The organism is Nonomuraea sp. NPDC004580 (genome assembly GCF_040609855.1).
Taxonomy (GTDB): domain Bacteria; phylum Actinomycetota; class Actinomycetes; order Streptosporangiales; family Streptosporangiaceae; genus Nonomuraea; species Nonomuraea salmonea.
On record NZ_JBEXLH010000083.1, the window covers coordinates 1 to 18467 of the forward strand.

An 18467-nucleotide genomic window follows, 5' to 3' on the forward strand; every position below is an offset into this window, starting at 1 on the left:
CCGCGACCTGGGAGCGGGCGCTGGCGGCGCCGTACGGGACGTCGGCGCGGGCGCGGGCGGCGCCGTACGGGACGTCGGCGCGGGCGCGGGCGGGGCGGTCAGGGACGTGGGCGCGGGAGCCGGCGAGACCGTCCGCGAGGTCGGGTCGGTGCCACGCGCCCTGGGGGAAGGGGAGCACCATGCCGAAGCCGGAACGCCCGGAGAACCCCGACGTGGAGATCAGCGCCACGGCGAAGGCGAAGGAGCTGCGCTTCCACGACCGTCCCAAGGTGGTGGTGCGCGCGCATGCCGAGCCGGATGGCGAGTGCTTCTGGGGCAGCGACCGGACGAACCTGCCTGACCAAGTGGAGCCGGACGTCACCTACCAGGACGTCCGCATCGACTTCCGCCTGGGCGCCAAGCTGACCGACCCCGCCAACGACGCGGAGGACTAGGACGAGCGGGGCCGCCAGTCGCCGCGGTCGAGGTCGAGGTTCTCAGGGGTGTGCAGGCGGACCATCGTCCGCGCCACCCCGGCCGGCACGCGGTGCGGGGTGAGGAACGACACCGCGATCATCACGGTGAACGCGATGGGCACCGTCCACGCCGCCGGCTGGGCGAGCAGCGCCCCCGTCAGCCCGCCCTGGGGCCCGGCGACGATCGTCACGAGGACGGCGCCGCTGGCCAGCCCGCCCCCGACGAACAGCCCGGCGAGCGCACCGATCGTCGACAGGCGCCGCCACCAGATGCCGAGCACGAGCAGCGGGCAGAACGACGACGCGGCCACCGCGAAGGCCAGCCCCACCACGTCCGCCACCGGCAGCGCCCGCGCCCACAACGCGAGGGCCAGCGGCACCGCGACCGCCATCAGCGTGGCCTCCCTGAACGAGCGCACCCCGCCCTTGAGCAGGTCCTGGGCGATGACGCCCGCCACGGACACGGTCAGCCCCGACGAGGTGGACAGGAACGCGGCGAACGCACCTGCGGTGACCAGCGCGGTCAGCAGGTCGCCGAGCGTGCCGCCGATCATGCGGCTGGGCAGCGTGAGCACGACCGTGTCCGTGCGGACGAGGTCGGGGGCGTACAGGCGGCCGAGCCAGCCGTACACGGCCGGGAGCAGGTAGAAGGCGCCGAGCAGCGTGAGCACGACGAGCGTGGTGCGGCGCGCGGCCCGCCCGTCGGGGTTGGTGTAGAAGCGCACGAGCACGTGCGGCAGCCCCATGGTGCCGAGGAAGGTCGCGAGGATCAGCGAGTACGTCGAGTACAGCCCGTACTCCTTGCCGCCCGCCAGCGGCACCTGCCAGGTGGCCGCGTCGGCGGCGCTGAGGCCCGGCGCGCCGTCACCCTGCCAGGCGATGAGCAGGAACACCAGCGGCACGGCCAGCGCGGTCAGCTTCAGCCAGTACTGGAAAGCCTGCACGAACGTGATCGACCGCATCCCGCCCGACAGCACGTTGACCGCCACGACGACGGCGACGAGCAGGCCGCCCACCCAGACGGGCGCGCCGGTGATCGTGCGCAGCACCAGCCCCGCGCTCTGGAACTGCGGCATGAGGTAGAGCCAGCCGATCAGCACGACGAGCACGCTCGCGGTGCGGCGCACGGTCATCGACTCCAGCCGCGCCTCGGCGAAGTCGGGCAGCGTGTACGCCCCCGACCGCCGCAACGGCGCGGAGACCAGCACCAGCAGCACCAGGTAGCCGCCGGTCCAGCCGACGGGCAGCCACAGCATGTCCACGCCGAAGGACAGGATGAGCCCGGCCACGCCCAGGAAGGAGGCCGCCGACAGGTACTCGCCGCCGATGGCGGAGGCGTTCCAGAGCGGGCTGACCGTGCGGGAGGCGACGTAGAAGTCGGAGGTCGTCCGGGAGAACCTGATCCCGAACGCCCCGATGAGCACGGCCGCCACCATGACGACCAGGACCGCGGTCAGGCTCATGCGGCACCCGCGCCCGTGGAGAGGACGTTCACCGGCGCTCGACCAGTTCGGCGAAGTGACGCTCGTTGCGCTCGGCCTGCCGGACGTACAGCCACGCCCCGATGACGAACGCGGGGTAGATGAGCCCCGCCAGCACCGCCCACGGCAGCGGCACGCCCAGCAGGTGCACCTCGCGCAGCTCGGGGATGAGCAGGAACAGCAGCGGCAGCCCGCCGACGACGCAGGCCAGCACCGTGCAGACGAACAGCGCCAGCCGGAACTGGGTGCGCAGCAGCGAGTGCATGTAGACCTCGCCGAGCCGGGTCTGCTCGTCGATCTCCCGGGTGGCCGGGTAGCGGGGGCGGCGGGCGGCGGCCGTGCGGGGGCTGGTGACGGCGATCCTGCGCGGCGCGTCCGCTCCCCGCCGCGAGCCCTCCGAGGCCCGCCTGGAGCCGTCGGACGACCGGCGCGGCTGCTCGGGGCGGGGCAGCGGCGAGCGCCGGCCCTGACGTGGCTCGGAGCTCATTCCTGCCTGCCCTTCCTGGCCCGCCGCACCAGCAGGTCACGCAGCTCCCGCGTGTGCCGGCGGCTGACCGGTAGCTCGGTGTCACCGACGCGTACGGTGCACTTGCCCGAGTCGATGTGCAACTCCTCGATGTGTTTCACGGCCACCAGGTGGCTGCGGTGCACCCGGACGAACCCGGCCGACGCCCACCGCTCCTCCAGCGTGGCGAGCGGGATGCGCACCAGATGGCTGCCGGAGGCGGTGTGCAGGCGGGCGTAGTCGCCGTGCGCCTCGACGTAGATGACGTCCGCGCTGGAGACGAACCGGGTCACCCCGCCCAGCTCGACCGGGATCGTGTCGCTCTCGCCGCCCTCCGCGGGCACGTCGGCCGAGACCGCGACCCGCCTGATCGCCTCCGCGAGCCGCTCGGGGCGCACCGGCTTGAGCAGGTAGTCCTCGGCCTTGATCTCGAAGGCGTCCACCGCGTGCTCCTCGTACGCGGTCACGAACACCACCCTGGGCGGGTTCGCGAACTGCGACAGCAGCCGCCCGAGCACCACGCCGTCGAGGCCGCGCATCCTGATGTCGAGGAACACGGCGTCGATCGGCCGTCCCTCGGCGATGGCGCGGTCGAGCAGCCGCAGCGCGGCGGCGCCGTCCCGCGCGGTCGCGACCTCGCCGATGCGGGGGTCTGCGCGCAGCAGGTACGACAGGTCTTCCAGAGCGGGCAACTCGTCGTCGACCGCGAGTACCCGGAGTTGTGCCATAGACAGTGATGAAACCGACAACGAAGATCGAGGTCAACGGGCGGAGACGCCTGGGTGATATTTCGGCAATCTGATGGTGACCTTGGTGCCCGCGCCGTCGGCCGTCTCGACCACGAGGCCGTACTCGTCGCCGTAGACCTGGCGCAGCCGCTCGTCCACGTTGGCCAGCCCGACGCCGCCCGCCGGAGCGATCTCACCTGCGAGGATGCGGCGCAGCTTGTCGGGGTCCATGCCGAGGCCGTCGTCCTCGACGCTGATGCGGCACTCCGCGCCGGCGTCCTCGGCGATGATCGTGATGCGGCCGACGCCGTCCTTGCTCTCCAGGCCGTGCCGCACGGCGTTCTCCACCAGCGGCTGCAGGCACAGGAACGGCACCGCGACCGGCAGCACCTCCGGCGCGATGCGCAGCGTCACCTGGAGCTGGTCGCCGAACCTCGCCCGCTCCAGGATCAGGTAGCGGTCGATCGAGCGCAGCTCCTCGGCCAGCGTGGTGAACTCGCCGTGCCGCCGGAAGGAGTAGCGGGTGAAGTCGGCGAACTCCAGCAGCAGCTCCCTGGCCCGCTCGGGGTCGGTGCGCACGAACGAGGCGATCGTGGTGAGCGAGTTGTAGATGAAGTGCGGCGAGATCTGCGCGCGCAGCGCCCGCACCTCGGCCTCCATGAGCAGTGTGCGCGAGCGGTCCAGCTCGGCCAGCTCCAGCTGCGAGTCCACCCAGCCGGCCACCTCCTGGGCGGCCCTGACGAGCCCGGCCGAGGCGGTCTGCCCGTACGCGGCGAGCGTGCCCACCACCCGGTCGTCGGTGGTCAGCGGCACCACCACGGCGTGCCTGATGGGGCATTCGAGCAGGTCGCAGTCGATGGTGAGCACCTGGGTGCGGCCGTCCTGCAACGTGGCGGCGGCGTGCTCGAACGCCTGGTCGGCGTGATGGTCGTCGCCCTCGCCGTCGTAGACGAGCAGGCGTTCGCCGTCGGTGATGGCCAGGGCGGCGGAGCCGAGCAGGGTGCGCAGGTGGCGGGAGGCGCGCTCGGCGCCGTCGGCGGTCAGCCCGGCCCGCAGCGGCGGCCCGGCCAGGGAGGCGGTGTGCAGGGTCTCGAACGTGGCCCGCTCGGCCGGGCTGGTGCCCAGCTCTCTGCGACCGCGCATGAGCCGCCACAGCACGACGCCGGGCACGCCGACGAGCACCGCGACGACGGCCGAGCCGACGAGGTACTCCACGCGGCCAGAGCCTAGCTCATAGGGGGCTCACAGGGCCTTGGCGATGCGGGCGGCGTAGGAGGCGGCCTCGTCGGCGGAGTCGTAGGTGGTGCGGGGCCAGAAGAAGCCGCGCAGGCCGTCCTTCTTGTTGCGCGGCACGACGTGCACGTGCAGGTGGGCGACGCTCTGGCTGACGCGGTTGTTCATCGCCACGAACGTGCCGCCGGCCTGCAGCCCCTCCTCCACGGCCCGCGTCACGGCCTGCACCCGCTCGAAGAACGGCCCGACGTCGGCGAGGCCGGTGAGCGTCTCGACGTGGACGCGCGGGACGACCAGCACGTGTCCCTTGAAGACCGGGCGGACGTCGAGGAAGGCGAGCGCCACGTCGTCGGAGCTCACCAGGTGGGCGCTCCGCTCACCCGCGATGATCTCGCAGAACAGGTCGGTGCTCACGGGCCGACCCTACCGGCCTTGGCCGCGAAGGCCGTCCAGCTCGTCATGTTGGGCTCCGACCACTGCTCGGGGGCGTGCAGGAAGTGCTCGCCGACCCGTTCGCGCAGCGCACGGCACCGTCGGCGGACGCGCGTACCCGGATGAAGTCCATGCCGGGGAGCCTAGCCACCGGGTATGCCGGAGGACGGCCGCTCGCGTACGGTCACCTGGAAGACCGCCTCGCCCGACTGCCGCCTGCTCTCCTCGGTGGCGGGCGTCCTGTCCTGGCCGCAGCGCCAGCAGTCGTACAGCCTGATCTCGGTCGTGCCCGGGTGCTTGCCGTTGAAGACGAAGTACGCCGTGCCGCCCGAGCCGGGCTCGTCGCCCTGGCTCTCGCGCTCCTCGCTGATGAACGAGGCCACCTTCGTGTCGGGCACCGCCACCAGGTCCCAGCTGTCGCCCACGGACGGGTTCTCCGGCACGGCCAGCGAGAACCGCTGCCCCGGCGTCACCTCGACCTGGACGGTAGCGCCCTTGGCCCCCTTGGTCACCTTCCCGTAGTCGCTCACCCACGACCCGGCGCCGCACCCGGCCGCCAGCAGCGGGACGAGCAGGGCGGCGGCCACCGTTCCACGCATCACCCTGGCAGGTTATCGGCCCTGCTCCTCCGTCCCCTGGAAGGGGGCGTCAGGGGAGTCGCAGGACGATCCTGATGCGGTCGCCGCGCCGCCCGACCTCGATCACGCGGCGGCGGTAGGCCGCCCTGCCGGCCATCATCCGGCGCAGCGCGAACGCGGTCATCGCGCCCGCCACCAGCATCAGCACCATGGGACGCCGTCCCTTCGCCACGTCCATGACGGGCTCGGGCACGCTGTCCCTGGCTCGGTCCGCCAGGTGCGACGCCCGGCCCTTGACGACATCGGCGCGCTCCCTGGCGACCTCGGCGGCGTGCCCCGCACGCTCCCTGGCCAGCTCGGCCGCGTGTCCCGCGCGCTCCTTGGTGACCTCGGCGGCGTGTCCCGCACGCTCCTTGGCCACCTCGGCCGCGTGTCCCGCGCGTACTTTCGCCACCTCGGCGGCGTGCCCCGCGCGGTCCTTGGCGCGGGCCTTGGCACGGGCCTTGGCGCGGCCGGCCCGGCTCCTCATGTCGACCTTGGCCGCCAGCGCCCCGACGGTCGCGCCCAGCTCGCGCCGGGTCTCCTCGATCTCGCGGCGCAGCTCGTCCTCCGTGGTCGCATCACCGGAGCGCCGCTCGCGCGTGCCGTCCCCGCGCGCCGCGCCCTGGGTGCTCATGCGGGAGGACGTACGCCGTTCCCGGTCGCCGCGTGAGCCGCGCAGCGACGCCTCCTCGGTGCCGTGGCTCATATCGGCCTCGGCGCGTTCGTCACGTATGGGGGTCTCGGGGATGAACGTCTCGTGCGCCTCGCGCTTCAGCTCGGCCTCGTGCGCGTTCTCCGCCGCGCCAGGACGCGTCTGGGGGACGTTGATGGACTCGCGGTCCGTCGGCGTGCCCACGGTCGCTCTGCGGGCGCCGACTTCGCCGGCGTGCTGTCCGCTGTATCCGGGGTCGGTCTCGCTCATCGCCGTGCACTCTCCTTGACCATGTCGATGTCGGCCCTGACGCTCGCGATGGTCTCCTCGGGGACGGGCGGCTTGGCCCGCTTGACCTCGGTCCTGCCCGCGTAGGCGAGCACCGCCGCCACGAGGAACAGCACCACCGCCACGATCGCGGCGGCCGCCCAGCCCGGCAGCACCAGGGCGAGCAGCATGATGACGGCGGCCACAAGGGCGGCAGCGCCGAAGAACGCGACGAGACCCGCCGCGCCGAACATGCCGGCGCCGAGACCCGCGCGCTTGCCCTTGGCGGTCAGCTCCATCCTGGCCAGGCGAAGCTCATCCCTCACGAGCCTGGAGACCTGCTCGGAGAGGTCGGTGACCAGCTTGTGGGTGTCGTTCACGACGTTCACCTCCTCCGCTGAGGAAGGCGACTACCCACACATATGGCCTTCTATCGCATCCATGGGCGGGGCCGCCGCGCTACCGCCTGGTCGCGGCCTTGAGCAGGAAGCCCAGCACGGACACCACCGGGTCCTTGCCCGGCTTGTCGCTCTTGCACCAGTTGTCGGGCTGCTGCGGCTTGCTCCACGGGGAGGGCAGCTCGCACGAGGGAGCCTGCGGCTTGGGCCGCTCACACCACGATCCGGGAGTGTTCATACCTTCAGCCTACTCTTCAAGACAGGCCGTGTTCGGAGGAAAACGTCCGCAAATGACGCGTCCAGCGCCGTGACGAGGTGCCCCCGCGCCGCCGGCCTGAGCGCCTGCACGCCACCAGCACACCGCGGCCTGGCCCGATGCACGCCGGAGTGGCGGTAACCTGCCGACGTGCTGGTACACGGGATCTGGGCGGACGACGGTCTCGCGTTCTGGGCGGAGACCACCGGCCCACCCGCCACCCCGCCGTCCCGCACGACCCCCCGTGCCCACCCCCGTGCCCACTCCCGTGCCCACCCCCGTGCCCACCCCCGTGCCGCCCCGGCCTCCGCCCTCACCGCCTTCCTCCGAGCAGCGGACTCCTCCCCTGAGACGGAGCCGCGGGTGCTGACGTTGTTGCTGCCGGGGTCGGCCACGGAGCCGCTGCCGTCGCCGGAGACCGGGCGGCTGGCGGAGGTGGCGCGGCCCAAGCTGCGTCCGTGGCGGGTGCCCGCCGTCGTCCCCTCGGCCGGCGACGCGCTGCGGGTGCTGGAGGAGCACGCGGAGACGGCGACCCTGCGCCACTGGGCCGCCGTCGCCGCCTTCGCCCGCGACCTCGTACGCCGGGGCCGCGTCATCCCGCGACTGGTCATGTCGCGGGCCGTGTGGCGGCCTGTGGTGACCGGGGCCGACGCCGCGTACTTCCGTGAGCTGGCGCTGGCCATGCCGCCTGCCTGCCGTACCGGCGAGGTCGAGCGGGCGTCGGCGGAGGTGCAGGCCGAGGCGCTGGCGGCGGTCACGGACGCGATCGTCCGCGAGACGCTCACCGCTCCCCTGCTCACCAAGGAGGCCGCGAGCCCCGCGGAGAGGTGGCTGTCCGCGCTGACCGGGCCCGACCCGGCCTGTCCCGACGTGCCCGAGCTGCGGGCCGAGCTGGAGCGGTGGCACGCGGCGGTGACGGCGGCCGAGGGCGCCACCCGCGTGTGCTTCCGGCTCATCGAGCCCGCCCAGCCCGTCGAGCCCGCCCAGCCCGTCGAGGCCGTCGAGGCCGTCGAGGCCGTCGAGACCGCTGACGCCGGGTGGCGGGTCGAGCTGGCGTTGCAGGCGGTGGACGATCCGAGTCTCTACGTGCCCGCCGCCACCGTGTGGAGCGGGGTGACGGGGCTGCCCGGAAGGCCGGAGCGGGACCTGCTGGCGGGGCTGGGGCGGGCGGTGCGGCTCTATCCGGAGCTGGAGCGGGCGCTGCGGGTGCCGGAACCGGACGAGCTGGCGCTGGACACGGCGGGGGCGTTCGGGTTCCTGCGGCAGGCGGCGCCGCTGCTGCAGGCGGCCGGGTTCGGGGTGCAGCTGCCGCGCTGGGCGGGCCGCACCCGGCTGGGGCTGAAGCTGACGACGCGGGCGAAGAAGCAGTCGGCGGCGGCGGGCCAGGGGTTCGGGATGGCCGACCTGGTGAACTTCCGGGTGGACCTGGCGATCGGCGGCGAGACGATCAGCGAGGCGGAGCTGGCCGAGCTGGCCAGGCTCAAGGTGCCGCTGGTCCGGGTGCGCGGCCAGTGGGTGGAGCTGGACGACCGGCAGCTCAGGGCGGCGTTGCGGGCGGTGGAGGGCCGCCGTACGGGAGAGGCGAGCGCCGCCGACCTCCTGCGGCACGTCGTGCAGGGGGACGACGAGGAGCTGCCGCTGCTGGAGGTGGACGCCGACGGGGTGCTCGGCGACCTGCTGTCGGGGCAGGCGGAGCGGCGGCTGGCCCCGCTGGCCACGCCGGCCGGCCTGGACGCGACGCTGCGGCCGTACCAGGAGCGGGGTCTCGCCTGGCTGAGCTTCCTGTCGGAGCTTGGCCTCGGCGGAGTGCTGGCCGACGACATGGGCCTGGGCAAGACGATCACCACGCTCGCCCTGCTCGTCCACGAGCGCGCCGGTGCGCAGGACGTGGAGCCCACCTTGCTGGTCTGCCCGATGTCGCTGATCGGGAACTGGCAGCGGGAGGCGGCCAGGTTCGCGCCCGCCCTGCGCGTGTACGTGCACCACGGCAGCGGCCGCGACGCCGCCGGGATCGCGGACGCGGACCTGGTGATCACCACGTACGGCACCGCCTACCGCGACCTGGAGACGCTCAGGGCGCACGCCTGGCGGCGGGTGGTGTGCGACGAGGCGCAGGCGATCAAGAACAGCGGCACCCTTCAGGCCAGGGCCGTCCGCTCGATCCCGACCGGCACGAGGCTGGCGCTGACCGGCACGCCGGTGGAGAACCACCTGGCCGAGCTCTGGTCGATCATGGAGTTCGCGAACCCGGGCCTGCTGGGGCCGCGGGCCAGGTTCAGGACGCGCTTCCAGGAGCCGATCGAGGCCCGCCAGGACGAGCAGGCGACGCGGGCGCTCAGGAGGGCGACCGGCCCGTTCATCCTGCGCCGCCTCAAGACCGACACCTCGATCATCTCGGACCTGCCGGAGAAGCTGGAGGTCAAGGAGTGGTGCTCGCTCACCACCGAGCAGGCCACGCTCTACCGGGCGGTGGTGGACGACATGCTGGGCAGGATCGACGACAGCGAGGGCATCGAGCGGCGCGGCCTGGTGCTGTCGGCGATGGCGAAGCTGAAGCAGGTCTGCAACCATCCGGCGCACCTGCTCAAGGACGGCTCCCGCCTCGCCGGCCGATCAGGAAAACTCACCCGATTGGAGCAGTTGTCCGAAGAAATCCTGGCGGAGGGCGAAAAAGCGCTGCTCTTCACTCAATACGCGGAGTTCGGCACCATGCTCCAGCCGTACCTCGCCCAGCGCCTCGACCACCCGGTGCTGTTCCTGCACGGCGGCCTGCCGAAGAAGACGCGCGACCGCCTGGTCGACCGGTTCCAGAACGACCCTGAGCCCGCGCTGTTCGTGCTGTCGCTCAAGGCCGCCGGCGTCGGGCTCAACCTGACGGCCGCCAACCACGTCGTCCACGTGGACCGCTGGTGGAACCCGGCCGTCGAGAACCAGGCCACCGACCGCGCCTTCCGCATCGGCCAGCGCAAGAACGTGCAGGTCCGCAAGCTCATCTGCGCGGGCACCCTGGAGGAGCGGGTGGACGAGATGATCGAGCGCAAGAAGGCGCTGGCGGAGCGGGTGGTCGGCACCGGCGAGGACTGGCTGACCGACCTGTCCACGCAGGAGCTACGCGAGGTGTTCGGGCTGAGCGCCGAGGGGGTGGACTGATCGTGGCGCAACGCCCCGGCTGGTCCGACGGCGCCGGCCCGATCGAGGTCGAGGGCGGCATCAGGGCGCGCTCGAAGCGCGGCAGCATCGGCTCCACGTGGTGGTCGCGGCGCTTCATCGACATCCTGGAGCGCGTCTGCGACAAGGGCCGCCTCTCGCGTGGCCGGGCCTACGCCCGCAAGGGCCAGGTGGTCTCGATCGACCTCGAAGCGGGCGAGGTACGGGCGTCGGTGCAGGGCTCGCGGCCGAAGCCGTACCGGGTGACGATCAGGATCGAGGCGTACGACGAGGCGCGCTGGAGCGCCATCGAGGAGGGCATCGCCGCGCAGGCCGTGCACCGGGCGCGGCTGCTGGCCGGCGAGATGCCGCCGGAGATCGAGGAGCTGTTCGCCGCGATGGGCATCGACCTGTTCCCGCGCGACCTCGACATGGACTGCTCGTGCCCCGACTGGGGTTTCCCGTGCAAGCACCTGTCGGCGGTGCTCTATCTGCTGGCCGAGTCGTTCGACGACGACCCGTTCCTGGTGCTGGCCTGGCGGGGGCGGACGCGCGAGCAGCTGCTCGGCTCGCTGGCGGAGGAGCCGGCGGCGGGCCCACCGGCCGTGGAGGACGTGCCGTTCGCCGACCGGCTGGCCGACTTCTACGCCCCCGGCGCCTCGGCGCACCGCCCGGAGCACCGCCCGGTGACCGTCGCGCCCGGCCTGCTGCCCCGCGTCTTCCCACCGCCCGGCGAGGTGGCGGCCCCGCTCATCGAGGCGTACCGGCGGCTGGAGACGTCGTGACGTAGCGCGATCTCTCGTTTACCGTAGGTGTACGGCAGTCGCGACGAAAGGGCGGAGACATGGGATTCTCCTGGGCGTGAGCCGCTGACTCAGCGGTCCTCGAAGTCGGCGGGCACCATCACGCGCACCCCGTTAGGGACCACGCGGAGCCTGATCGGGGTGCGCAGCCGCACCTCTCCGTCGACGTCGGCGGCCATCGGCGGGTCGGTCTCCAGCAGCATCTCCCTGCCCACCACGAACGGCCCGCCGGCGAGGCTGCGCCACCGCCCGGTGGTCGCCCTGATGAGCGTCTCGCCGAGCAGCCGCAGCTTCTTGCCCGAGCCGAGCTGGTAGGCCACCAGCATGCCGTTGTCGATGCTGATGTCCTTGGCCACCTGCCAGCCGCCGTGGAAGCGGCCGTTGGCGATGTTGAGCTGGTGGGTGAGCAGCTCGTGGCGCTCGCCCTCGACCGTGATGTACGCGCGGAACGGCCGGTGCCCCGGCAGGATCGTCAGCGCGGTGAGGGGGTAGGCGGGCCGGCCAACGATGCGCTTGAGCCACGGCTTGACCTTGCCGGCCACCTCGACCGACACCCCGAAGCTGGCCAGGTTGGCGAACGGCCGGTCGTCGGCCAGGCCGAGGTCGATGTCGGCCACCTTGCCGGTGTCGAACACCCTGATCGCGCCGACGAGGTCGAGCGGCAGGCCGAGGCTGCGCGCGAAGTTGTTGGTGGTGCCGAGCGGCAGCACGCCGAGCGCGACGTCGCGGTGGGCGACGTGGCGGACGGCGGAGGAGAGAGTGCCGTCGCCGCCGCCGACGATGAGCAGGTCGGGGTCGGTGGCGAGGGCGGTGTCGAGCAGATCGCGCAGCCGCTTGGGGTTGTAGACCGACAGCTCCGCCAGCGGCTCGAACCCGAGGTTGTGGATCTGCTCGATCACCTCGAAGTAGTGGCGTCGGCCACGGCGCGAGCGAGTGTTGACCACCACCGCCACCCGGCGATCTCTGCGGATCGCCGCGGTGTGCTCATCTTTGGTGCGCAGTTCGGCCATGGTCATCAATGGTAGGGGGCCGCCGGACGCCCGGCGGCCCCCTGTGGATCACTTCTTCGGCGGGACCACGTGGACGATCGCGCCGAGGTTGCCGGGCAGCGGGCTGACCAGCTTGAACTGCACGCCGAGGGCCTTGCCCTCGTCACCCGGGTCGCCGGTGCCGAGCACCGAGCCGGCGACCACCTGGCCGTACAGCTCCGTGGCCGGGGTGCCGTCCTGGTGGACGACGCGCGTGGTGTAGGCCTGGTCGCCCTTCGACGGCACGACCACCGAGGCGTCGAAGTCGCGGTAGTACAGGCCGCCGTCGATCACTTCGATGCCCGGGTACCAGGTCTTGGCGTCGGTGAAGGACTTGACCGGCTTCTGCGCGGGGAAGTCCGTGCAGTAGGAGCTGGCCGGCTCGTCCGGCGCCTCCACGCACTCCTTGAACGGGTAGGTCTTGACGAACCCGAACGCGGCGTTGGAGGTCTGGACGCGGCCCTGGAGGTTCTTGTTCAGGGTCGGGTCCAGCTCGGCGGCGCGGCCGGTGCGGCGCAGCGGCTCGTAGTGGGAGTCCACGACGAGCAGGCTGCCCTTGGGCCCGACGCTCGGCGTCTGCTGCAGGGTGCTGCCGATGTTGTTGTTGACGTACGTCGAGTCGCGGTACCAGACCAGCAGGCCGGGCGCGTTGTACTTCACCTTCTGCACCTTCCACGCCCCGTCGCGGAGGTAGTCGGTGTCGTAGGCGTAGGCCAGGCCCTTGTCGAAGCCGTCGAAGTTACGCCACTCGGCGAGGTAGAAGCGGGAGATCTCGCGCTCGCCGTTGTTGCGGGTCCAGCCCTGGCCGCTGGTGTTGGTGAAGGTGCCGCCGACGGCGATCCAGCCGGTGTCGCTCTCGACGTCGTCGCTCCAGACGGCGGTGCCGCCGTTGGTGAGCTCGAAGTCGTCGACGTGCCAGCCGCGCTCCTGGTAGGCGGCGTCGGAGTTGAACGTCAGCCGGAACTTGATCGTCTGGCCGGCGTACGGCGTCAGGTCCACGTAGTCGTGCCGCCAGGCGCCGCCCGTGCTGCCGGTGATGCCGTACTTCTTGTTGCCGAAGGTGACGAGGTTCTTGTTCGGGTCGGGGTAGTCGTCAGGCGTGGTGACCTCGTTGCCCGCCTCGTCGAACATCTTCTGCTGGGTCCACGTCTCACCGCCGTCGGTCGAGACCTCCACGAAGCCGAAGTCCCAGTCGGACTCGATCTCGTAGTTGTTCCACATCCACATCTTGAGGTCGCCGCCGGCGGGAACGGGCAGGTCGCGGGTCAGCGTGAGGTTGGCCCAGTCCTGGTCGAGGCCGCTCCACCAGGCGTTCGAGCCGCTGTGCGGGTCGATCATCTTCAGCGGCGTGGACTTCAGGTTGACCCGGACGCCGTCCTGGGTGAGCTTGGGCGTCCGCGAGGACTGCCCGACGGTGACGAGCCCGGCCCTGTCGCCCGGGTCGAACACCTTCGGATCGGCCCAGCCGAGCACCCACTTGTCCCACAGGCCCATGTGGCTGGGCATCGACTGGAAGATGGGGCCGGAGTGGGAGCCGCTGGACATCAGGTCCCAGAAGTCCACGGCGGAGCTGGCCTGACCCGAGGTGTCGTACAGGTCGGGCAGGCCGAGGTCGTGGCCGTACTCGTGGGCGAAGACGCCGACTCCGGAGTCCTCGGGCTGCACGATGTAGTTGGAGATCTTCTTGTCGCTGCCCGGGATCTTGTAGCCGCCGGCGACCGCGCTGGAGTGGGCCCAGATCGCGTACGTGCCCTCGGCGCCGCCGTCGGAGGACTTGTCCTTGCCGGCGTGCACGAGCACCAGGTGGTCGATGACGCCGTCGGGCTCGGCGAAGTCGCCGTCGCCGTCGGCGTCGGAGACGTCCTCGACGTCGTAGTCGGCCCACGGGAAGTCGGGCTGCGCCTTGGCCAGGGCCTCGATGGTGTCGATGGGCAGCTGCTGGGCGCCGCGCACGTTGTCGGGGTGGCCGGACATGTCCTGGGGCGCGCCGCCGCAGGCCGCGGCGCCGTACCAGGCCTCGGAGTGCGGCACCTTGATCCAGCCGACCGCGGAGCCGGTGACGGAGTAGGCGCCCTTCGACATCTCCTCGTACATCTTCTTCATCGTGAAGCCGGAGATGTCGATGCCGCGCTTGCCGTCGCGGGGGTCCTTCAGGTCCGTGCGCACGCGCTGCGTGATGCCCTTGTCGGTGTAGAGCATCTTGTTGAAGTGGTCGGTGCTGAAGTCCTTGACCCAGAAGGAGTTGTTGTCCTTGTACGGCAGCGTCGCCGGGTCCGGGATGTTGTTGTGCAGCGGGCCGTTGAGCAGGGTGCCGGCCGGCTCGACCACGCAGTCGTCGGGGGCGCTGTTCACCGTGCGCAGGCGGTTGAAGCCGGAGAAGTCGTCGTTGGCCTGGTCGTCGAACTCGACGAGGACGGTCAGGAGCTTGGCCGTGCGGGCCTGCTTCGACTTCTTGAAGATCCATTCAGCCGGGTTGCGCCCGGTCCTGATGGCCTCGTTCTCACGGGCGGCGAGCACGCGGCCCGCCGCCGGGTTGCCGCTGCTGAACTTGCGGTCGTACTTCTGCGCGGGGGTGAGCGAGCGGGCCTGCCCGCCGGTGAGGGACGGCTCCTTGACGTCCTTCTGGACCTGCGGCGGGGCGTAGTTGATGTAGAAGTCCGCGGCCGTGGGCTCATAGGTGGCGACGGAGGTCGCCTGAGCCGCCGGGGGCACGAACAGGGCGGCGCTCAGGAGCGCGACCGCCGGGACTGTAGCTAACAGGCGCTTTGTGCTGGGCACCAGGAACCCTCTCTGCCCGGGGTCGCCGGGCGCATGGCCATGGGGTGTGCAATGCCGGACGCTAGAGCCTGCGTCAACCGATCGTAAAGTGCGTTGTTGAAACGTGATCAAAATACGACATTCACACCATCAAGGTCACAGCCACCACACCGCCCGCGACCGCCGCCCCGTAACACAGGATCGCGATGAGCACGTCGAAGCGCCCGATGCCGAGCAGCTCCTCGCTGGTGAAGCGGAGACGGTGGGCGGCGTGGAAGAGGCAGAGCACGACGACCACCACGAACCCCGCGCGTACCAGCACGTGGCCGAGCAGGCCGCTCAGGTGCTCCGGGGCCGGCCACTCCAGCACGCCGAGCGGCATGAGCACCCCGAACAGCAGCACGAGCACCGGCAGCAGCAGCGCCGCCACCACTCCTCCGCCGCTGAACAGCAGCCACAGGTACGGCTCCAGCCTGCGCCTCACCCGAACCCCCTCAGCACGAAGAACGCGACGACCGCCGAGACGACCAGCCAGAGCGAGTGGTTGCCGCCCTGGATCAGCCAGGCCGGCAGCCGGTAGCCGTCCAGCCGGACGACGGTCGCCTTGGGCGCGAGGTTGAGGAACGTGACCGCGTGGAAGGCGGTCGCCACCAGGGCCACCACGTTGATCGCGACCATCCACGGGCGGGCCGCCAGCGCCGCGAACTCCGCGAGGCGCCCGCCGAGCACCGCGGCGGCCAGCATGAGCAGGAACACCACGGCCCACGCCACGAAGACGCTGGTCAGCTCGCGCAGCACGAACACCGCGTAGCCGCGGCTGCGGGTGAACCACAGCCGGTCGCGCCCGGGCCGGTAGACGGCCGGGGTGACCTCCTCGCCGGCCTTCATCTCCTGCTCCAGGGCAGCACCGAGCGCAGCGCCGCCGTCAGCTTGTAACGCTGGATCGCCTCCGCCGGGTCCACGTGCTTCGGGCAGACCTTCGTGCACTCGCCGACGAACGTGCACCCCCACACCGCGTCATCCTGGCTGAGCACGTCGAACCGGTCGCCCATGTCGCGCGAGTCGAGGTTGTAGCGCTGCGCCAGCGCGATCGCGGCCGGGCCGAGGAAGTCGGGGTCGAGCACGTAGACCGGGCAGGCCGAGTAGCACAGCAGGCAGTTGATGCACATGCTGTACTGCTTGTACGCCTCCAGCTGCTCCGGCGTCTGGGCGTACTCGGCGGTCAGCGGCGGCTCCTCGCCCTCCCTGATCAGCCACGGCCGCACCGACGACAGCTTGGCCAGGAAGCCGTCGATGTCCACCACCAGGTCCCTGATCACCGGGAAGCCCTTCAGCGGCTCGATCCTGACCGGGCCGTCGCCGTACTCGGTGAGGAACGTGCCGCAGGTCAGCCGCGGCTCGCCGTTCACCGTCATGCCGCACGAGCCGCACACCCCCATGCGGCACGACCACCGGTAGGACAGGCTGCCGTCGAGCCGGTCCTTGATGTGGTTGAGCCCGTCGAGCACCGCCCAGCCGGGCAGTACCGGCACGTCGTAGCCCTGCATGACGGGCGCGTCGTCCTCGCCGGGCCGGAACCTGGCGACCTCCATCCTGATCGTGCGGGTGCCCGCCTGCCGTGCCGCCTGCCGTGCCGTCTGCTGGGCCGTCTGCTGGGCCGTCTGCTGGGCCGTCTGCTGGGCCGTCTGCTGGGCCGCCTGCCGTCTCTCCCGCCTCGTCTCAGTCACGGCCGTACACCCTTTCTCCCGGAGGCCAGCGGGTGATCGTCACGGGCAGCAGGCCGACGGACGGCGTGCCGTCGGGCGCGCGGTGCACCAGCGAGTGCGCCAGGTAGGTCGCGTCGTCCCTGGCCGGGTGGTCCGTACGCTGGTGCGCGCCGCGCGACTCCTGCCGGTTGAGCGCGCAGGCCACGATCGTCTGGGCGATCTCCAGCATGCCGCGCAGCTCCTGAAGGCTGATCAGCTCGGTGTTGAACGGGCCGCTGTCGTCCTCGACCCGCGCGTACTCGGCGCGTTCGCGCAGGTCGGCGAGCGTGTCGGCGGCCCTGGCCAGGACGTCGCCGGTCCGGTAGATGCCGGCCGCCTCCTCCAGCGTGTGCTGCATGCGCTCGCGCAGGTCGGCGATCCGCTCGCCGCCCTCGTGCCGCTCGCGCGCGCGGAGCAGCCGCCGCCGCTCGTCCTCCCCCTGGGCGCCTGCGACGGCCGGCTGCGGCTTACGGTGCTCCCTGGCGAACTCCGCCGCCGCGACGCCCGCCCGGCGGCCGAACACCAGGATCTCGGGCAGCGAGTTCGAGCCCAGCCGGTTGGCGCCGTTGATGCTCACGCACGCCGTCTCCCCCGCCGCGAACAGCCCGGCGATCGGGGTGGCGCCGTTCAAGTCGGTGTGGACGCCGCCCATCATGTAGTGCACGACCGGGCGGACCGGGATGAGGTCGGTGGCCGGGTCGAGGTTCTGGTAGCTGCGGCACAGCTCGCGGACGAACGGGATGCGGGCCTCGATCCTGCCCTCCCCGAGGTGGCGCAGGTCGAGGTGGACGACGGGACCGTGCGGGGTGTCCACGGTGCGGCCCTTGCGCTGCTCGTGCACGAACGCCTGCGAGAGCCGGTCGCGCGGGCCCAGTTCCATGCTGCGCAGCGTGGGCGTGGGCGTCGGCCTGCCGAGGTCGTAGTCCTGGAGGTAGCGGTAGCCGTCCTTGTTGAGCAGCCGGCCGCCCTCCGCCCTGGCCGCCTCGGTGATGAGGATGCCGGTGAACGGCAGGCCGGTGGGGTGGTACTGGACGAACTCCATGTCCTTGAGCGGCGCGCCCTCCCGGTAGGCCAGCGCCATGCCGTCGCCGGTCTTGATGGCGGCGTTCGTGGTGAAGGGGAAGATCCGGCCGCAGCCGCCGGTGGCGAGGATCACCGTTCTGGCGTGGACGGTCTCGATGCGGCCGGTGCGCAGCTCGACGGCCACCACGCCGTGGACGCGGCCGTCGTCCACGAGGAGCTTGGTGACGAACCACTCGTCGTACCGCAATATGTCCTGATATTTCAGGGTGGTTTGGAAGAGCGTGTGCAGCAGGTGGAAGCCGGTCTTGTCGGCGGCGTACCAGGTGCGCATCTTCTTCATGCCGCCGAACGGCCGCACCGCCACCCGCCCGTCGCGCTCCCTGCTCCACGGGCAGCCCCAGTGCTCCAGCCCGATCAGCTCAGCCGGCGCCTCGGCCACGAACGCCTCCACCGCGTCCTGGTCGCACAGCCAGTCGCCGCCGGAGATCGTGTCGTAGCAGTGCTCGTCGAACGTGTCGTCCGCGCCGATCACGGCGGCGGCCCCGCCCTCGGCGGAGACGGTGTGGCTGCGCATCGGGTAGACCTTCGACACGACCGCCACCTTCAGCGCCGGGTCCGTCTCGGCGACCGCCACGGCCGCGCGCAACCCCGCGCCGCCGCCCCCCACGATGAGCACGTCGATCATGGCGCTCACTTCCCCCGGTCGGGTTCGACGGGGTCCTTGACGCGCTTGCCGTCGTGGCGGACGGCCGACAGGTGGATGCTGCCGTCGTGGTACTCGTGGCGGATCCTGCGGCAGCCGCAGTCGAAGAACTGGTCCCTGATGACGAGGCCGTAACCGTCGTCGTCGACGAGACGTTCACCGCCCGACTTCTTCCCGCAGGGGGCCGTCTCGGGGTCGAACGGGATCTTGCTGCCGTTCATCGCCGATCTCCTT

20 protein-coding genes are annotated in these 18467 nt (G+C 71.7%); 3 read left to right on the plus strand and 17 right to left on the minus strand.

Annotation, left to right across the window (positions count from 1 at the left end; all coding sequences use genetic code 11):
• On the minus strand, positions 1 to 181 hold a 181-nt coding region (locus tag ABZW11_RS42265; RefSeq protein ID WP_355430779.1), incomplete at its 3' end, for a hypothetical protein.
• Between ABZW11_RS42265 and ABZW11_RS42270 the strand changes: the two genes are divergently transcribed.
• A complete protein-coding gene (locus ABZW11_RS42270; protein WP_355430782.1) occupies positions 180 to 434 on the plus strand; it encodes a hypothetical protein in 255 nt (84 codons plus the stop codon). The two genes, ABZW11_RS42265 and ABZW11_RS42270, sit on opposite strands and share 2 nt — an antisense overlap.
• On the opposite strand, the gene ABZW11_RS42275 is transcribed toward ABZW11_RS42270, so the two are convergent.
• From ABZW11_RS42275 to ABZW11_RS42315, 9 genes are all read right to left on the minus strand, one after another.
• Positions 431 to 1918 carry a cation acetate symporter gene (locus tag ABZW11_RS42275; RefSeq protein WP_355430785.1) on the minus strand — a complete coding sequence of 496 codons (1488 nt, stop codon included), beginning with the start codon at positions 1916 to 1918 and terminating at the stop codon, positions 431 to 433. The two genes, ABZW11_RS42270 and ABZW11_RS42275, sit on opposite strands and share 4 nt — an antisense overlap.
• 28 nt (positions 1919 to 1946) lie before the next feature.
• Positions 1947 to 2423 (minus strand): hypothetical protein, encoded by a 477-nt coding sequence (locus ABZW11_RS42280; RefSeq protein WP_355430788.1) that lies wholly within the window; start codon positions 2421 to 2423, stop codon positions 1947 to 1949.
• A complete protein-coding gene (locus tag ABZW11_RS42285; RefSeq protein WP_355430791.1) occupies positions 2420 to 3169 on the minus strand; it encodes a LytTR family DNA-binding domain-containing protein in 750 nt (249 codons plus the stop codon). The genes ABZW11_RS42280 and ABZW11_RS42285 overlap by 4 nt, the downstream gene beginning before the upstream one ends.
• Positions 3170 to 3202: 33 nt before the next feature.
• Complete coding sequence (locus ABZW11_RS42290) at positions 3203 to 4384, minus strand: histidine kinase (RefSeq protein ID WP_355430794.1); 1182 nt, start codon at positions 4382 to 4384, stop codon at positions 3203 to 3205.
• 27 nt (positions 4385 to 4411) lie between these two features.
• The gene (locus ABZW11_RS42295) at positions 4412 to 4816 is read right to left on the minus strand and encodes an HIT family protein (protein WP_355430797.1); all 405 of its coding nucleotides are present in this window, start codon (positions 4814 to 4816) and stop codon (positions 4412 to 4414) included.
• 161 nt (positions 4817 to 4977) lie between these two features.
• Positions 4978 to 5433, minus strand: coding sequence for a protease inhibitor I42 family protein (locus tag ABZW11_RS42300; protein WP_355430857.1), 456 nt, complete (start codon positions 5431 to 5433; stop codon positions 4978 to 4980).
• 49 nt (positions 5434 to 5482) lie between these two features.
• A complete protein-coding gene (locus ABZW11_RS42305) occupies positions 5483 to 6376 on the minus strand; it encodes a DUF3618 domain-containing protein (protein WP_355430800.1) in 894 nt (297 codons plus the stop codon).
• Positions 6373 to 6753: a phage holin family protein gene (locus ABZW11_RS42310; RefSeq protein WP_345386864.1), complete on the minus strand. Its 381-nt coding sequence runs from the start codon at positions 6751 to 6753 to the stop codon at positions 6373 to 6375. Before ABZW11_RS42310 ends, ABZW11_RS42305 begins: the two co-directional genes overlap by 4 nt.
• A 79-nt stretch (positions 6754 to 6832) precedes the next feature.
• Entirely contained in the window at positions 6833 to 7009 is a 177-nt protein-coding gene (locus ABZW11_RS42315; protein WP_355430804.1) for a hypothetical protein, read from the minus strand.
• 168 nt (positions 7010 to 7177) lie between these two features.
• Between ABZW11_RS42315 and ABZW11_RS42320 the strand changes: the two genes are divergently transcribed.
• Positions 7178 to 10177: an SNF2-related protein gene (locus tag ABZW11_RS42320; protein ID WP_355430806.1), complete on the plus strand. Its 3000-nt coding sequence runs from the start codon at positions 7178 to 7180 to the stop codon at positions 10175 to 10177.
• A gap of 2 nt (positions 10178 to 10179) precedes the next feature.
• Positions 10180 to 10959, plus strand: coding sequence for an SWIM zinc finger family protein (locus tag ABZW11_RS42325; protein WP_355430809.1), 780 nt, complete (start codon positions 10180 to 10182; stop codon positions 10957 to 10959).
• Between the two features lie 89 nt (positions 10960 to 11048).
• Here ABZW11_RS42325 and ABZW11_RS42330 read toward each other — a convergent pair whose 3' ends face one another.
• The 7 genes from ABZW11_RS42330 to ABZW11_RS42360 form a co-directional block, all read right to left on the minus strand.
• Positions 11049 to 11987, minus strand: coding sequence for a diacylglycerol kinase family protein (locus ABZW11_RS42330; protein ID WP_355430812.1), 939 nt, complete (start codon positions 11985 to 11987; stop codon positions 11049 to 11051).
• Between the two features lie 48 nt (positions 11988 to 12035).
• The gene (locus tag ABZW11_RS42335; protein WP_355430815.1) at positions 12036 to 14783 is read right to left on the minus strand and encodes an immune inhibitor A domain-containing protein; all 2748 of its coding nucleotides are present in this window, start codon (positions 14781 to 14783) and stop codon (positions 12036 to 12038) included.
• A 121-nt stretch (positions 14784 to 14904) separates the two neighbouring features.
• The gene (locus ABZW11_RS42340) at positions 14905 to 15246 is read right to left on the minus strand and encodes a hypothetical protein (protein ID WP_355430818.1); all 342 of its coding nucleotides are present in this window, start codon (positions 15244 to 15246) and stop codon (positions 14905 to 14907) included.
• Entirely contained in the window at positions 15243 to 15650 is a 408-nt protein-coding gene (locus ABZW11_RS42345) for a hypothetical protein (protein WP_355430821.1), read from the minus strand. The genes ABZW11_RS42340 and ABZW11_RS42345 overlap by 4 nt, the downstream gene beginning before the upstream one ends.
• On the minus strand, positions 15647 to 16489 hold the full coding sequence (sdhB, locus tag ABZW11_RS42350) for a succinate dehydrogenase iron-sulfur subunit (protein WP_355430823.1): 843 nt from the start codon (positions 16487 to 16489) through the stop codon (positions 15647 to 15649). The genes ABZW11_RS42345 and sdhB overlap by 4 nt, the downstream gene beginning before the upstream one ends.
• Entirely contained in the window at positions 16482 to 18215 is a 1734-nt protein-coding gene (gene frdA / locus ABZW11_RS42355) for a fumarate reductase (quinol) flavoprotein subunit (protein WP_355430826.1), read from the minus strand. The genes sdhB and frdA overlap by 8 nt, the downstream gene beginning before the upstream one ends.
• A 5-nt stretch (positions 18216 to 18220) precedes the next feature.
• A complete protein-coding gene (locus ABZW11_RS42360) occupies positions 18221 to 18454 on the minus strand; it encodes a hypothetical protein (protein WP_355430829.1) in 234 nt (77 codons plus the stop codon).
• Between the last annotated feature and the right edge of the window lie 13 nt (positions 18455 to 18467).

Coding starts and splice junctions, on each gene's coding strand:
- ABZW11_RS42270 (WP_355430782.1), top strand. CDS start 180: ATGCCGAAGCCGGAACGCCCGGAGAACCCCGACGTGGAGATCAGCGCC.
- ABZW11_RS42275 (WP_355430785.1), bottom strand. CDS start 1,918: ATGAGCCTGACCGCGGTCCTGGTCGTCATGGTGGCGGCCGTGCTCATC.
- ABZW11_RS42280 (WP_355430788.1), bottom strand. CDS start 2,423: ATGAGCTCCGAGCCACGTCAGGGCCGGCGCTCGCCGCTGCCCCGCCCC.
- ABZW11_RS42285 (WP_355430791.1), bottom strand. CDS start 3,169: ATGGCACAACTCCGGGTACTCGCGGTCGACGACGAGTTGCCCGCTCTG.
- ABZW11_RS42300 (WP_355430857.1), bottom strand. CDS start 5,433: ATGCGTGGAACGGTGGCCGCCGCCCTGCTCGTCCCGCTGCTGGCGGCC.
- ABZW11_RS42305 (WP_355430800.1), bottom strand. CDS start 6,376: ATGAGCGAGACCGACCCCGGATACAGCGGACAGCACGCCGGCGAAGTC.
- ABZW11_RS42315 (WP_355430804.1), bottom strand. CDS start 7,009: ATGAACACTCCCGGATCGTGGTGTGAGCGGCCCAAGCCGCAGGCTCCC.
- ABZW11_RS42330 (WP_355430812.1), bottom strand. CDS start 11,987: ATGGCCGAACTGCGCACCAAAGATGAGCACACCGCGGCGATCCGCAGA.
- ABZW11_RS42345 (WP_355430821.1), bottom strand. CDS start 15,650: ATGAAGGCCGGCGAGGAGGTCACCCCGGCCGTCTACCGGCCCGGGCGC.
- frdA (WP_355430826.1), bottom strand. CDS start 18,215: ATGATCGACGTGCTCATCGTGGGGGGCGGCGGCGCGGGGTTGCGCGCG.
- ABZW11_RS42360 (WP_355430829.1), bottom strand. CDS start 18,454: ATGAACGGCAGCAAGATCCCGTTCGACCCCGAGACGGCCCCCTGCGGG.